The organism is Chryseobacterium sp. SG20098 (assembly GCF_031844745.1).
GTDB lineage: Bacteria > Bacteroidota > Bacteroidia > Flavobacteriales > Weeksellaceae > Chryseobacterium > Chryseobacterium cucumeris.
This window is the reverse complement of record NZ_CP134622.1, coordinates 384,267-398,024: the sequence shown is the minus strand read 5'-3', so window position 1 is coordinate 398,024 and position 13,758 is coordinate 384,267. Positions and strand designations below refer to the sequence as shown.

The window sequence follows — 13,758 nt, the reverse complement described above, 5'->3', positions numbered from 1 at the left end:
CTTTTCATCATAAAAAAGACTTTCCTCTTAATACAAGATATCCTAATTTTTTAAAAAGGTTCTTTTTTGAATTCTCAATAATTCCGTACGGTCTTAATTCGGGACGAAACCCTCTGAAAAACTCTTCAATATTAGGTAGTTCTCCCCCTTCAAAATCAAAAATATGAGTTTCTATATTTTCTTTAATGAGATGATCAATCAATACGGATGCTCCTGATAATTTGACATAATCTTTATCATTAAAATTTCCTAAAAGCGCTACCATATTACTATCGGAATACGTAGCAATCATATTAACAATCTTATCCTTATAGTAAAAAGCTGTGAATTTCAGATATCCGGACTTATAAAAGCTTTCAAAAATCCTCATGAATTCAAACAAATCATGGTCTTTATTCAATCCTATTGTATTGGATTCAATAAAAGCTTTTGCTTTCTCATAAGGGATCGTTTTAATTTCTGATTCTTGTAAAACAGCTTCATCTAACCGAAGTTTTCTTTTTCTTTTGGGTGAATATTTCGAATATACTTTCTCATAAGCCTCAGGATATAATAAAAAGTTTTTCTTGATTCTGATCTTTGTGCGAAGCTGATTGACATCATTAAAAGGATACGCCCTTATCATGTAATTTTTTTCCAGGTATTCTAAAAATGTCTCATTCAGATCCACATCATCTTTGCTGGAAAAAACCCCAAGCTGCTGGCAAAGCTTAGGATTATGCACTATTTTCAGCCCATATTTTCTTACAAAAGGTATGGGCATTACAGCTTCATAATCTTTATAAACAAGAATTTCCCATGGCATTGTAGAAGTTGTATCTAAAAAAACTTTTGTTGCAGAATATTTTCTTTGTTCGGAATTTTCTAAACATTGAGCATATTTTACAAAATCAATTTCATGGTATTTCAATCTTCTAATCATAATAATCCTGCGTCTGAGAAGCTAAAATAAGAGTCCTGCGTGACAATAATATGGTCTAAAAGCTGAATGCTTAATGTATTTCCCGCTTCTTTTATTTTCTGTGTGATATTGATATCTTCCCGGCTTGGTTTTAAACTTCCGGAAGGATGATTGTGCGCAATGATAATACCTGTTGAAAAATGATCCAAAGCTGACTTATAAAGTGTTCTTACATCTACAATAGACTGACTGATCCCTCCCTGTGTGAGTTGAGAAACATGAATTACTTTATTGCTGTTATTAAGGAAAATTGTCCAGAACTCTTCTGTTCTCAGATCGGAGAGCTGGTTTCTGAGAATCGCATAAGCATCATGACTGTTTCCAATAATTGTTTTTTCAGGAATATCCTGTACTGCTCTTCTTCTGCCGATTTCCAAAGCTGAAATAATTGAAATGGCTTTTGATTCTCCAATACCTTTAAATTTCATCAGATCTTTGGCAGAAAGTAAGCTCAATTCATTCCAACTGTTATTGACAGAGGCTAAAATTTTCCTTGCTAATTCCAAAGCATCTTCCTCTCTATTTCCACTTCCCATAATAATTGCCAGAAGCTCAGAATCAGAAAGTGAGCTTTTGCCTTTCTGCAAAAACTTTTCTCTGGGTCTGTCATCTTCGGCAAGGAGTTTTATGGCCATGGAAAAAAAATTATAGATGAATATTATCAATTAATAGAAAGCATATAAAATAACAGGTTTTGGAGACCTATCAATATATTTTGCTGTTTCTTTAAGTGCATTGACGGAAAGCATCGGGCATCCTAAACTCAGACATGCAGGAGTCTGAGATTCTGTGTCAGGAATGCATCCGTAAGAATGAAGAACAATAGCTCTTTGCATGGCATTGCTATTGGTAGCATCCAGTCCTGCCAGACGATAAGCTTTCCCAAACTTCCCTATATAGCTTTCTCCAATGACATATTTTCCAAGTGATGACTGATAAGAGCCTTCAACATTACTGAATTTCAAAGCATCTGATTTTGGAATGACAGAGCCTGATCCATGAGAAACTACAGCCTGCTGTAGAATCGTATTATTTTTCAGGTTATAAATAAAATAACGATACTTCCCGGATGGGATTTTAAAGTTGATAAAAACAGCCAGTTCCTGATTGTACTCTTTTCCTTTTATATAATTTTTAATCTCCAAAATTCTTGTTTGAGGAATACCTGATGGGTTCAACTGCTGGGATTCAGCTTTTGAACAGGAAATTACAATTAAAAAAAGAAAAATAAAGTGTTTCATCATTCGGTTTTATATACTACTCTATGATCATACCGTCTTTCATAACGAGCTTGCGATCTGTGATTTCTGCCAGATTCGGGTTATGCGTTACAATGACAAAAGTTTGGTTGTATTTGTCTCTAAGATCAAAAAACAATCTATGAAGATCATCGGCGTTCTTGGAATCAAGGTTACCTGTAGGCTCATCTGCAAAAATAATTTTCGGGGAATTGATTAAAGCTCTTGCTACAGCTACCCTTTGCGCCTCTCCACCTGAAAGCTGGTTGGGTTTATGATTCAGTCTTTGCTCTATCTTTAGATCTTCAAATAAAGCATAAGCTTTTTCGATAGCTTCTCTTTCGTTAGCTCCAGCTATTTTTGTCGGAAGCAATACATTTTCCAATGCGGTAAACTCCGGAAGAAGCTGATGAAACTGAAATACGAAACCGATATTCTGATTTCTGAATTTTGACAGCTGCTTATCATTCATATTAATAAATGATTCTCCTGCTATTTCTATTTCAGTATCATATTTACCGGATTGGGTTGGATGATCCAGCGTTCCTAAAATCTGCAGCAGTGTAGATTTACCTGCCCCTGATTCTCCTACAATAGAAACCACCTCTCCTGTTTTGATGTGAATATCAACTCCTTTCAGTACTTCTAAATTCCCATAAGATTTATGGATATTTCTTGCTTTAATCATGATTCAAAAATAGTGAATTGCCTGCAAATAAAAAACCGCTTTTTGAAGCGGTTTATATTTTATTTTACTTTTAGGATGTTTAGATTTCGGCAATCCATTCATATACGTCTTTTCTATTAATTTTTTTAATTATTTTCATCTTATTCTTTGTGTTAAAACTTATAGAAAAAGTATCATGTCCTTTTCCAGGAATTTATTTTTCTAAACCCATAAGGTTTTTGAAACCTTATGGGTTTTGTAAGGCACCTCCATTTCTATTTACAAAAAAACCTCCCGATTTGGGAGGTTTTAACTATTTTCAATTCAGAAAATTACAGTAACAATGTTAATGGACTTTCTAAATATATACATAATTAGTGTTTATTGTTTTGTAAGAATGATCTCTTTTGGAAGTACCTCTGGAATTCCAGTATTATAATACTGGCAATCTGTTGTGATCATATTGCTGTCAAAAATAAGTTTCCAGTTAAGTTTTGTTTTTGTAGTATCTGTAAAGTTTATAGAAATATTACCTGAAGTATTACATAAATTAGTATCAATGTAATTTAAAAGATATCTAACATTAGGAATTGAAAGAAATCTAGCTCCATTAATTTTAACATTTTCATCAGCAAGGTTAGTGCTATCAAAAAGGATGGTTCCATTTGAATCTAGAATTTTATATTTACCTATTAAAATATCATTATAATAGGGTTTATTTTCTAAATGTGTAAAATACTTTTTTATTTTTTTTAAGTAAATAAAAACAGTTTTACCATTCCAGACCCCTTTCCAGGTTCCCTCATACGGAAGGAGTTCATTATTTGTATCCTGTATATATGCATTAACTGGAACTTCAGTGTAGGTTCTTAATGGATATGTTTGCGCTTTGCAAGAAACTAAAGCACAAAAAAATATAAATAAAAATAGATTTTTCATAATATTAAAAAACTTCTTATAATTCAGTTTGAAGTTATTGCCTAGTTAAATGTATAATCTGATTATCAGGTAATGTGGTTTTGAAATTACTACAATCTTGTTTAACTATATCATTGTCTGGATGGAAATTAACACTCATATTATTTGGTGTCTCTGGTTTTATTCTTAAATAGACATATCCATAGTCTATACATCCTAATTTTCCTCCAGCAAAACGTATCATATATGCTTTTAAATTTGGTTGAAAATTGTCTCCGAAAAAATCCGTTTCACTATCTTGTTTATTGAAACTGTCATATTCTACGGCACCATTAGAATTAGTGATTTTTAATGTGCCTATGAGTCTATCTGCTTTCAAATTGTTTTCAAAACCGAAATTTTCTTTTTTAACAAATTTAAATTCATAATTTTTTCCATTAAGAGCTCCCTTCCAAGTTCCAACATATTTATTCAATAAGTTATTAATATCTTTCACATATGTTGCTGTTGGGCAGCTTCCAGGCTGGCATTGCGCCATTGTTTCAAGTGAAATAGTTTGTCCTATACAAGACGAAAAAATTGCAAAGCAAATAATACTTAATATATTTTTCATAATTTTTTATTTTTTAATTATTAACCTGGACATCCAGTAGTTACTTTAGCTTTTTCAGGAGTTAATTTTATTTCATAATTTGTGCCATTGGAATCCATCTTGTAAAGATTCGTTGCTTTAACATTCATTTTTTCACTTAAGAAATTCAAAAAACCAGTCTCTAAATCATTATTATATTTAGCCATAAATGTTGGAAACTCTTTTGTAAAGTTTTCAATTTGTTGTTTTGTGAAGCTTTTAATCTGATATTGATTTCCTGTAAACCGAATCTGATAATTTCCAGAACTCGTTACCATTACTGCATACACATCTGATAAAGGTCTGCCTGCTTCCTGAGCGTTTCTAAGCATATCCATAAAATAATCAATATCGGCAGGAGAAAACATTTTTATTCCTTTTCTTGTTTCTTCATCTCCATCAGCATTTGTATATGTATAATCATTAACATGGGTATGGAGATATGCCATTATACTTTTATTTTCAGACAAATCAGGATTTGGAAGAGATAAAGTATTTGAAGTTTCACTTTGTCCTGCTGTATCTTTGTAAGTATAACTTCCATCAGCTCTTTGGATATAGCCAGTTTCTCCTTTTAGACCAGTTTTTCCTTCTAAATTGATGACATTATTTTTAAATGTTGTATTATTTCTTAAAGCCTTTACTTTTGCACAATTATCTGTAAATTCTTTAAATTCAGGAGTATAAGGATATCCACTACCACCTCCAGAACCACTTCCAGGAGGACCTCCTGCGGTAGAACCACCACAATCGCCATTTACTTCTACACTTTGGCAAGGTAAATAAGGACCTGAGCTTTTGCATACTGTTTTATTGTAGGTAAAAGTTTCTCCTGCACTTCCATCATCATTAGTCCATGTCCATGTGACTTCTACAGTATAACATAATAGCCCTTTGTTATTTTGAGAAGCATTGTCTATGATTTTTCCTTTTAACTGATTTCTGTCTTTAAAGACCAATATATTAAAAAATTCGTTTGATTCTCTTTCATCTTTTCTTTTAAAAAAGACTCTGTCACCTTCTCTATATGCGACAAGAACAAAGTTCAGTTTCCCGTTTTTAATAACCGGAGCTTCTAAGTAGCTTTCATCAAAATTACCCATCGTGAGTGCATAATCCCAGTTTACAGCACCAAAGTTTGCTGTAAAGTAACTTTTATCTGCATACTCATCAAAAACAGCTTTTACATTTTTAATGTACTTTTCATCTTCTTTCCAAAGACTTTTGTTGGTATACTCTTTAGAATTAGAAGCCGGATCATAAGAGGCAAGCGTTTCTTCGTGCATACAGGCATGAAGCAGGGTAGAAAGAATCATCAGCTGGAAAAGCCGGAAGATTAAATTTTTCTTCATAATCATTTGTTTTTTAGTAGTTAAATATATAATTTTTTCATAACTCTACAAAGGTGTGAAAAAAAATAATATTACAATGCCCTGTTTTTGATGCAGTTTTATTTTAAGAAAAAAATTATATTTGCTCTATTCAAAAAATATTTCGGGCTATGAACACTACCATCGGGAAAAGAATAAGAAAATACAGGGAAGAGAAAGGGGTTTCTCAGGAAGAACTGGCAGAGAAGCTTCATATCTCCCGGTCTACTTACCAGAGAATAGAAAACGGGGAAACTAATTCATGGGTAAATCATATCCAAAATATCTGTACTTCTTTGGAGGTAAGTGTAGAAGATATTCTAAAACCAGAAGAAGGGTATGTACAACTTAACAACAATAATGATTCTTCAAATGATAATGGTAGTGGTGTAATTCAAAACCAAACCATTAACTACAATGCTTCAGACAAACTGATAGAACAGTATGAAGAAAGAATAGAAGAACTGAAATTACAGGTAAAAGAACTTAAGGAAGAAATAAAAATCCTGAAAAAGTAATTTTTCAAATATATTAAAAACCAAAAAACCTCCCGATTTGGGAGGTTTTAACTATTTTCAATTCAGAAAATTACAGTAACAATGTTAATGGACTTTCTAAATAGGTTCTTAATGTCTGTAAGAATTGAGCACCTGTAGCCCCATCTACCACTCTGTGGTCACACGCCAATGAAAGTTTCATGGTGTTTCCAACTACGATCTGACCATCTTTAACGATTGGTTTCTCAATAATTGCTCCTACTGAAAGGATTGCAGAGTTTGGTTGGTTAATGATACTTGTAAACGTTTCGATTCCGAACATTCCTAAGTTTGAAATAGAGAATGTAGATCCTTCCATTTCGTTAGCTTTAAGACCTTTACTCTTAGCTCTTGAAGCCATATCTTTTACGGATGCAGAAATCTGAGTGTACGTCATCTGATCTGTATTTTTCAATACAGGAACTACCAATCCGTCTGGAATAGCTACCGCTACACCGATATTGATATTTCCTCTGTGGATGATCTTATCACCCGCCCAGCTTGAATTTACCTGAGGGTGTTTTCTTAAAGCAATTGCAGTGGCTTTAATGATCATATCATTGAAAGAGATCTTAGTATCTGGTAAAGAATTGATTTCTTTTCTTGCTTCAATTGCCTTATCCATATTGATCTCAACCATTAGGTAATAGTGAGGTGCAGAGAATTTACTTTCAGAAAGACGTTTTGCAATGATATTTCTTACCTGAGAGTTTGGAGTCTCTGTATCTTCACCTTGTACAAAGTTTACTGCAGCAGGAGCAGCGCTTGCTGCCGGAGCTGAAGCAGCCGGTTTTGCAGCTGGCTGATAATTTTCAATATCTTTTTTAACGATTCTTCCGTTTTCACCAGAACCTTGAACACTGTTGATATCCACTCCTTTATCCTGAGCCATTTTCTTAGCCAGTGGAGAGATTGCTACCCTGTCAGAAGATGAAGAGTTGGCAGCCGGAGCAGCTTTTTCTTCTGTTTTAACTTCCGCTTTTTGTTCTGCTGGTTTTTCAATTGACTGACCCGCAGCTTTTGGAGCTCCTACAGCGGAAACATCAGTTCCTGCAGGGCCAATGATTGCTAATACGGAATCAACCGGAGCAGCACCTCCTTCTTCTACACCTTGCTTCAATAATACTCCATTGAATTCAGATTCGAAATCCTGTACCGCTTTATCTGTTTCGATCTCAGCAAGAAGATCACCTTCTTTTACTGTATCACCTACGTTTTTGTGCCATTTAGCTACCTTACCTTCTGTCATGGTATCAGAAAGTCTTGGCATTGTAATAATTTCTACTCCTGCCGGAACTTCTGCAGCAGCAGGCGCAGCAGTTTCTGCTTTAGGCTGTTCTTCTGATTTTTTTTCTTCAGTTCCTGCACTGGGAGCAGCAGCTCCACCTGTTAAACCTGAAATATCTTCTCCTTCATTCCCGATAATAGCCAAAACAGAGTCTACAGCAGCAGCAGCACCTTCTTCTACACCTACGTATAAAAGGGTACCTTCTATTTCAGATTCGAAATCCTGAACTGCCTTGTCAGTTTCAATTTCAGCTAAAATATCTCCTTCTTTTACTTTATCTCCTACTTTTTTATGCCATTTGGCCACCTTACCTTCCGTCATCGTGTCGGACAGGCGGGGCATCGTAATTACTTCTGCCATAATCTATATTGATTTGAGATTCGAGATTTGAGATTTGAGATTTCAGAAATTTCAAACTTCAAATTTCAAATTAATTTTTTATTTTTTAGTTTTCTAATTTGTCTAGGAATGGATAATCTTCCTGAGCATATACATACTCATAGATTTTTTCTGCATCCGGATACGGAGAGTTTTCCATAAATTCGATACACTCTTCAACAAAGTCTCTGGACTTGTTATCCATAGCTTCCAATTCTGCTTCTGTAGCCCATCCGTTTTCTAAAATTCTATGTTTTATCAATTCGATTGGGTCATCATTTTTATGAAGAGCTACTTCTTCTTTAGATCTGTATGGCTCAGCATCAGACATAGAGTGTCCTCTGTAACGGTAAGTTCTTGCTTCAATGAATGTAGGTCCGTCTCCTCTTCTTGCTCTTTCAATAGCTTCGTAAGCAGCTTCAGCTACTTTTTCAGGATCCATTGCATCTACAGCAAGGCAAGGCATTTCGTATCCTAATCCTAATTTATAGATATCTTCGTGGTTGGCAGTTCTTTTTACAGAAGTTCCCATTGCATATTGGTTGTTTTCTACAACAAATACTACAGGTAGTTTCCAGTTCATTGCCATATTGAAGGTCTCATGTAAAGAACCTTGTCTTGCAGCACCGTCCCCAAAGAAACAGATGTTCACTGCTTTTCTGTCGAAATATTTATCTGCAAAAGCAATCCCTGCACCTAATGGAATTTGTCCTCCAACGATACCATGTCCTCCGTAAAAACGGTGTTCTTTACTGAAAATGTGCATAGATCCACCCATACCTCCGGATGTTCCGGTAGCTTTACCACAAAGTTCTGCCATGATTCTTTTAGGATCTACTCCCATCGCCATTGGATGGATGTGACATCTGTAAGCAGTAATCATACTATCCTTTGTAAGATCCATTGCATGTGTAAATCCGGCAGGGATAGCTTCCTGACCGTTATACAAATGTAAAAATCCTCTGATCTTTTGTTTTAGGTAAAGAGAACGGCATTTGTCTTCAAACCTTCTCCACATTGTCATATCTTCATACCACTTCAGGTATACCTCTTTAGAAAATTCTTTCATGTGTTAGCTCTTGCTTTTTTATGATGAAATAGTTGAGCAAAATTATGAAAAAAACTTTGTTTTTATTCTATACATAGATAACTTTTCGATTTTTCTGCAAAATCTATTTGCGGGCTGTATGGATTATTCTTAATTTCCGACCCCTTGCAAGAATGATAAAGCTGCGTTTTATCCGTTACATTCTTTTCATCAGATTTCAGGAATCATCCTATCCATAGGGTTTTTCTGAAACAATACATGATTCCGAGATATTAGAATTCATTATATTTTGCTCTCCTATTTTATTCCTCTTTAATTATTGTTAATATATATTTTGGTTATTTCAACAGCTTCTTTTCCGGGGAAAAATCTGTAATTTTCAGAGTTCTGTCTTCAATTTCATTAACGAAATTACCCTATTGTTTTACCGTTCTGGCTTTAATTTCCTTCCAATCTTTGTCTGCTATAAATCCTTCCCTGCCATTTTCATTGTATACTCACCTTTTCACTCAAGCAGGTAAACAACCTCTGTTTTTCATTGAATCCCGATTTCAGGATTGACACAATTGATGGATAGGTTGTAGTGTAACAATATTTTCCCGGGAAACTTTTTGAATAAAGGCTAAACAACCTGAAAATATAAATAATATGAATACAGGTTACATGATAATGCTGAGTAAGACTGATCAATTAATATTAAGCATTTCCTGCAAAATTCAGTATTCATTTAAAGAAGCAAAAAAACATTTCACTTCATCAAAACATTTAGTAATCAGATAACTTACCCATTAAACCACCTATTCCGTCTCATGGTTTCCATTTGATTTTTGAGGTTATAATAGTATATTTGGTTTTTAATCTCAACTATGGAAGAAAAACAATCTTCATTATTACATAAAATTTCAAAAGTCATCTCTGATTTTTTTAATCCTTTGGTCTCTCTGATCATTTTCTTTATCTACATGAGCATCAGAGAATATTCCCTTAAATATTCTATGCTTTATTTCCTTCCTGTATTATTAATGATCATTATTCCGGTTGTGATATGGCTGGTGTGGAATGTAAAGACTGGAAGGTACACCAATATGGATGTTTCCAACCGTGTCCAAAGGAAAACCTTATATATATTTATTGCAGTTTGTGTGATCGCCTATCTTCTTTTTAATTATATCAGAAACGGATACATTGATTTTGTCATGCTATTTATTCTGGTACTACTTTTCGCTCTTCAGATCAGCAATCTTTTTATCAAAAGCTCGATGCATACAGCATTCAATGTATTTGTGGCAGCACTCTTTTTCTCACTGAACTGGAAAATGGGTTTTGCATGGCTGGGAATCGCTATTTTAGTCGGAATCACACGTATCATTTTAAAAAGACATACCGTAAAAGAAGTATTTATGGGGGCTGGAATAGCTTTTCTGGTATCTTTTATCTATCTTTATTGCAATATTCAATTTCAACATTAGAATACTCTATGAAAATAAATCATCTTACTGCCGCAGAAGAAAACTTTATGAAGCTGTTTTGGAAAATGGAATCTTTTTATCTGAAGGACGTTATGGAGCAGCATCCGGAACCGAAACCACACCAGAACACGGTTTCCACTTATTTGAAAATATTAGTTGAAAAAGGCTATCTATCTACTGTAAAAGAAGGAAGAATCTTTAAATACAGCGTACTTGTTCCTTTAGATGGGTATAAAAAATTTCTATTAAAAGAACTTTCACACAACTTTTTTAATCATTCAGGGAAGGAAATCCTGGAGCTTTTATTAAGTGAAAAATTAATTTCCCAGGAAGATATGAAGGGTTATTTTGATCTAAAAATCGAAATAAAGCCAGCAAAGGTCGAAGAACCTAAGTTCGAAGTAGCTGAAGAAATCCTGAATCCAAAAAAAGAAAAGAAAACCAAAGGAAAAGAAAAAGACAAGGATAAGGATAAAAAGAAAAAAAAGAAAAAAGATTAATCTAAACCTTAAAAACACCAAATCATGAAAACAAAATTCCAGGAAACTCTAAGCCGGGCCAATGAAGTCATTTTCCGATATCCAATGATTTTGGTAATGGCTTTATTAGCTGCTATTGGTGCCATATACATTGTGGAAACGGAACGTAGTGAAATTACTTCTTATATTAAGTTCACCATTTGTTCCTGTCTCGGAATTTCTCTGATGTTTGCATTAAAAATGTTGTCACAGAGAATCGGGAAAGAATTACTACTACAAGTATGCGGTATAGTTTTCCTTATAGGTTTCTATTATATCCTGCCTGATAAAAAAAACAGTTTTACAGAAGTATACGCTTATATCATTGCTGTTACGGCTCTTCTCTCTCACTTATTGGTATCATTTGTTCCGTTTCTGGAGAAAGACAGAGAGCTCAGATTCTGGCAGTATAACAAAAACCTTTTTATCAATATCTTTCTCACTGCCGTATTTACAGGAGTTCTGACAGGCGGTGTGGAATTAGCCATCTTAGCGGTTGATAAACTTTTTGACTTTAATTTTCATGACAGAATTTACAGAGATACATTCTTTGTTCTCGCTATTTTGGGAAGCAGTTTTATTTTCCTTTTATTTAATGACAAAGGCTTAAATAACCTTGAAAAAGACGGAACTTATCCCGTTGTTCTGAAGTTTTTTACTCAGTTTATATTAATTCCGTTACTCCTTATCTATGTAACAATTCTTTATTTTTATTCTGTTAAAATATTAATCAACTGGCAGCTTCCAAGAGGCTGGGTTTCTTACCTTGTTTTAGCCTATAGCATTGTTGGCATCCTTGCATTACTTCTGGTTCATCCGTTGAAAGAAGAAAACGCAAAATCCTGGGTCAGAATATTTTCAAGAGCATTTTATTATACCATTGTTCCTTTGATCGTTCTGCTTTTCACTGCTATTTTTACCAGAATTTTAGAATATGGTTATACAGAACCAAGGTATTTCGTTCTGCTGCTTGCTCTATGGTTGTTAAGCATTGTTGTCTACTTTATTTTCAACAAAAAAGCTACAATAAAGTTCATTCCTGTCAGCTTATTTTTATTTGGTGCTTTTGCATTGGTTTTCCCTTACCTTAATGCATTTAGTGTGGCTAAGAGAAGTCAGAAAACAGAATTGATGAATATTTTAAACCAGCATCAGCTAATGAGTGCAGGCAAGATTAATTTTCAGAAAAAAGTTACTGATACTGTCCGTAATGAAATTGCTGATAAATTTGAATTTCTGGCTGAAAGAAAGCAAAGTGAATTTCTATCAACGCTACTGAATGAAAAAGATCAGGCTGAATTAACCGACAATATTAAAAATGGTACATTTTATAGTATCAATTACGATATTCAGAATAAGTTCTCGGATGTGAATATAACAGTAAAAAACAGAGCATACGAAATGAAGAGACTCGTTCTTATTCGTAAAGAACAGGCTGTAGAAATCGGGAATTATCAATATTTATTTTTTTTCCATCGGTATAGCAGGGATCCCCAACAACTGAATAATGATCAGTTTGAGCTTACGGACCAACTGACAGAAAAATCCTCATTAAAACTCAGTTTAAATTCTCAGGAAGAAATAGATTTCGGGCCACAGATTATTAAACTATTTGAGAAAAATAAAAACAAGAAAGGAAATGTATTAATCCCAGAAATTGCTATGGAATCTGATTTAGGAAAGTATCACGTTAAGCTTATTTTCAGTGAAATTACAAGAGAAAAGTACTCTGAAAATGACAATGCCAGTATTTATTACGAAAACATTTATATCCTTATAAAATTAAAATAAATAAAAAGAGACTACCATATGGATAGTCTCTTTTTTATTTTATCTAAATAGTCTGTTATCTATTAGTTCCAGAACTCCACAATGGAGTATAATCGTTATAAACGACTAAGTTTCCGTCATTTTGTACAGAAAGCTTGTTCGCTCCTCTGCGAGAAGTATTTGAACTCCATACTGCTTTATTATAAGAATCATAAACAACTAGGTTTCCATCTGACTGGAACTCCGCTCTGCTTCCTTTATTATCTGTTCCGGATGCCCAGATTGCATCTCCGTTATCGTATGATAAAACAAGATTTCCGTCATTTTGGAAAGTCAGATAATAACTGCCATTAGGAGAGAAAACTTTTCCTCCTTTACGGAATTTGTATCCAGTACTTATGTTTCCATTTCCGCGGCCAAAGCCATTATCTCTTCCACTATTTTTTAAATCGCTTTTTGAAGCCCATAACGGGTTTGAGCCATTATAAATAACAAGATTTCCGTCATCCTGAATAGTTAATCTTTCCGCTCTTCTACCATTAGTATTAGAACTAAAAGCCACCCCATTTCCAGGAGTATAAACCACTAAGTTCCCATCATCCTGAAAAACAGCTCTTACTCCCTTGTTATTAGTTCCTGCATCCCACATGGCAACTCCGGCTCTGTTATACAAAACAAGGTTACCATCATTCTGAAAAATCAAATAGTATCGGTTGTTACTTGCCCAGTATTTTCTATTTTGCTCTAAGTTCTGCCCTGTGTAAATGTTCTGTGCATTAATTAATAATCCACCAAACACCATCATTAATGCTAATAAATGTTTTTTCATTATAATTATTTTTTGATTGATTGATAATTTCTAAAATTATGCCAAAACATCATCATTTTCCAACCCAAGTTATAATTAAATGATTTACTGGAAATTAAATTCCATAAAAAAAGCGGCTTAAAAGCCGCTTCATATTT

The 13,758-nt window shown here is 33.9% G+C and carries 14 protein-coding genes; 4 read left to right on the top strand and 10 right to left on the bottom strand.

Features of this window, described 5'->3' with window-relative positions:
- Positions 1–7: 7 nt before the first annotated feature.
- The 7 genes from RHP76_RS01790 to RHP76_RS01760 all read right to left on the bottom strand — a co-directional run bounded on the left by RHP76_RS01790 (position 8) and on the right by RHP76_RS01760 (position 5,767).
- Positions 8–922 carry a hypothetical protein gene (locus tag RHP76_RS01790; RefSeq protein ID WP_311229332.1) on the bottom strand — a complete coding sequence of 305 codons (915 nt, stop codon included), beginning with the start codon at positions 920–922 and terminating at the stop codon, positions 8–10.
- Positions 919–1,596: a RadC family protein gene (gene radC, locus RHP76_RS01785; RefSeq protein WP_062670194.1), complete on the bottom strand. Its 678-nt coding sequence runs from the start codon at positions 1,594–1,596 to the stop codon at positions 919–921. The genes RHP76_RS01790 and radC overlap by 4 nt, the downstream gene beginning before the upstream one ends.
- Positions 1,597–1,626: 30 nt before the next feature.
- Positions 1,627–2,205 carry a murein L,D-transpeptidase catalytic domain-containing protein gene (locus RHP76_RS01780; protein WP_062670195.1) on the bottom strand — a complete coding sequence of 193 codons (579 nt, stop codon included), beginning with the start codon at positions 2,203–2,205 and terminating at the stop codon, positions 1,627–1,629.
- A 13-nt stretch (positions 2,206–2,218) separates the two neighbouring features.
- Positions 2,219–2,887, bottom strand: coding sequence for an ABC transporter ATP-binding protein (locus RHP76_RS01775; RefSeq protein WP_002979895.1), 669 nt, complete (start codon positions 2,885–2,887; stop codon positions 2,219–2,221).
- 360 nt (positions 2,888–3,247) lie between these two features.
- Positions 3,248–3,805 (bottom strand): DUF6705 family protein, encoded by a 558-nt coding sequence (locus RHP76_RS01770; RefSeq protein ID WP_311229331.1) that lies wholly within the window; start codon positions 3,803–3,805, stop codon positions 3,248–3,250.
- Between the two features lie 34 nt (positions 3,806–3,839).
- A complete protein-coding gene (locus RHP76_RS01765; protein WP_311229330.1) occupies positions 3,840–4,397 on the bottom strand; it encodes a DUF6705 family protein in 558 nt (185 codons plus the stop codon).
- 20 nt (positions 4,398–4,417) lie between these two features.
- Complete coding sequence (locus RHP76_RS01760; protein ID WP_311229329.1) at positions 4,418–5,767, bottom strand: hypothetical protein; 1,350 nt, start codon at positions 5,765–5,767, stop codon at positions 4,418–4,420.
- Between the two features lie 149 nt (positions 5,768–5,916).
- Between RHP76_RS01760 and RHP76_RS01755 the strand changes: the two genes are divergently transcribed.
- Positions 5,917–6,303, top strand: coding sequence for a type II toxin-antitoxin system RelB family anti-toxin (locus tag RHP76_RS01755; protein WP_311229328.1), 387 nt, complete (start codon positions 5,917–5,919; stop codon positions 6,301–6,303).
- Positions 6,304–6,373: 70 nt separating this feature from the next.
- On the opposite strand, the gene RHP76_RS01750 is transcribed toward RHP76_RS01755, so the two are convergent.
- Together RHP76_RS01750 and pdhA are read right to left on the bottom strand one after the other, a co-directional pair.
- The gene (locus RHP76_RS01750; protein WP_311229327.1) at positions 6,374–7,969 is read right to left on the bottom strand and encodes a dihydrolipoyl dehydrogenase family protein; all 1,596 of its coding nucleotides are present in this window, start codon (positions 7,967–7,969) and stop codon (positions 6,374–6,376) included.
- Positions 7,970–8,054: 85 nt separating this feature from the next.
- Entirely contained in the window at positions 8,055–9,056 is a 1,002-nt protein-coding gene (gene pdhA / locus RHP76_RS01745) for a pyruvate dehydrogenase (acetyl-transferring) E1 component subunit alpha (RefSeq protein ID WP_114821875.1), read from the bottom strand.
- 845 nt (positions 9,057–9,901) lie between these two features.
- On the opposite strand from pdhA, the gene RHP76_RS01740 reads away from it, so the two are divergent.
- The 3 genes from RHP76_RS01740 to RHP76_RS01730 are packed head-to-tail and all read left to right on the top strand — an operon-like array spanning position 9,902 to position 12,813.
- On the top strand, positions 9,902–10,504 hold the full coding sequence (locus tag RHP76_RS01740) for a phosphatase PAP2 family protein (protein ID WP_311229326.1): 603 nt from the start codon (positions 9,902–9,904) through the stop codon (positions 10,502–10,504).
- An 8-nt stretch (positions 10,505–10,512) separates the two neighbouring features.
- Complete coding sequence (locus tag RHP76_RS01735) at positions 10,513–11,004, top strand: BlaI/MecI/CopY family transcriptional regulator (RefSeq protein ID WP_120230890.1); 492 nt, start codon at positions 10,513–10,515, stop codon at positions 11,002–11,004.
- A 24-nt stretch (positions 11,005–11,028) separates the two neighbouring features.
- Positions 11,029–12,813: a DUF4153 domain-containing protein gene (locus RHP76_RS01730; RefSeq protein WP_311229325.1), complete on the top strand. Its 1,785-nt coding sequence runs from the start codon at positions 11,029–11,031 to the stop codon at positions 12,811–12,813.
- 55 nt (positions 12,814–12,868) lie between these two features.
- On the opposite strand, the gene RHP76_RS01725 is transcribed toward RHP76_RS01730, so the two are convergent.
- Positions 12,869–13,621 (bottom strand): hypothetical protein, encoded by a 753-nt coding sequence (locus RHP76_RS01725; protein ID WP_062670220.1) that lies wholly within the window; start codon positions 13,619–13,621, stop codon positions 12,869–12,871.
- Between the last annotated feature and the right edge of the window lie 137 nt (positions 13,622–13,758).

What these genes read in the sequence shown, in the direction of transcription:
- RHP76_RS01775 (WP_002979895.1), bottom strand. Translation starts at nt 2,887, where the DNA reads ATGATTAAAGCAAGAAATATCCATAAATCTTATGGGAATTTAGAAGTA.
- RHP76_RS01730 (WP_311229325.1), top strand. Translation starts at nt 11,029, where the DNA reads ATGAAAACAAAATTCCAGGAAACTCTAAGCCGGGCCAATGAAGTCATT.
- RHP76_RS01725 (WP_062670220.1), bottom strand. Translation starts at nt 13,621, where the DNA reads ATGAAAAAACATTTATTAGCATTAATGATGGTGTTTGGTGGATTATTA.
- RHP76_RS01740 (WP_311229326.1), top strand. Translation starts at nt 9,902, where the DNA reads ATGGAAGAAAAACAATCTTCATTATTACATAAAATTTCAAAAGTCATC.
- RHP76_RS01780 (WP_062670195.1), bottom strand. Translation starts at nt 2,205, where the DNA reads ATGATGAAACACTTTATTTTTCTTTTTTTAATTGTAATTTCCTGTTCA.
- pdhA (WP_114821875.1), bottom strand. Translation starts at nt 9,056, where the DNA reads ATGAAAGAATTTTCTAAAGAGGTATACCTGAAGTGGTATGAAGATATG.
- RHP76_RS01735 (WP_120230890.1), top strand. Translation starts at nt 10,513, where the DNA reads ATGAAAATAAATCATCTTACTGCCGCAGAAGAAAACTTTATGAAGCTG.
- RHP76_RS01765 (WP_311229330.1), bottom strand. Translation starts at nt 4,397, where the DNA reads ATGAAAAATATATTAAGTATTATTTGCTTTGCAATTTTTTCGTCTTGT.
- RHP76_RS01770 (WP_311229331.1), bottom strand. Translation starts at nt 3,805, where the DNA reads ATGAAAAATCTATTTTTATTTATATTTTTTTGTGCTTTAGTTTCTTGC.
- RHP76_RS01750 (WP_311229327.1), bottom strand. Translation starts at nt 7,969, where the DNA reads ATGGCAGAAGTAATTACGATGCCCCGCCTGTCCGACACGATGACGGAA.
- RHP76_RS01790 (WP_311229332.1), bottom strand. Translation starts at nt 922, where the DNA reads ATGATTAGAAGATTGAAATACCATGAAATTGATTTTGTAAAATATGCT.
- RHP76_RS01755 (WP_311229328.1), top strand. Translation starts at nt 5,917, where the DNA reads ATGAACACTACCATCGGGAAAAGAATAAGAAAATACAGGGAAGAGAAA.
- RHP76_RS01760 (WP_311229329.1), bottom strand. Translation starts at nt 5,767, where the DNA reads ATGAAGAAAAATTTAATCTTCCGGCTTTTCCAGCTGATGATTCTTTCT.
- radC (WP_062670194.1), bottom strand. Translation starts at nt 1,596, where the DNA reads ATGGCCATAAAACTCCTTGCCGAAGATGACAGACCCAGAGAAAAGTTT.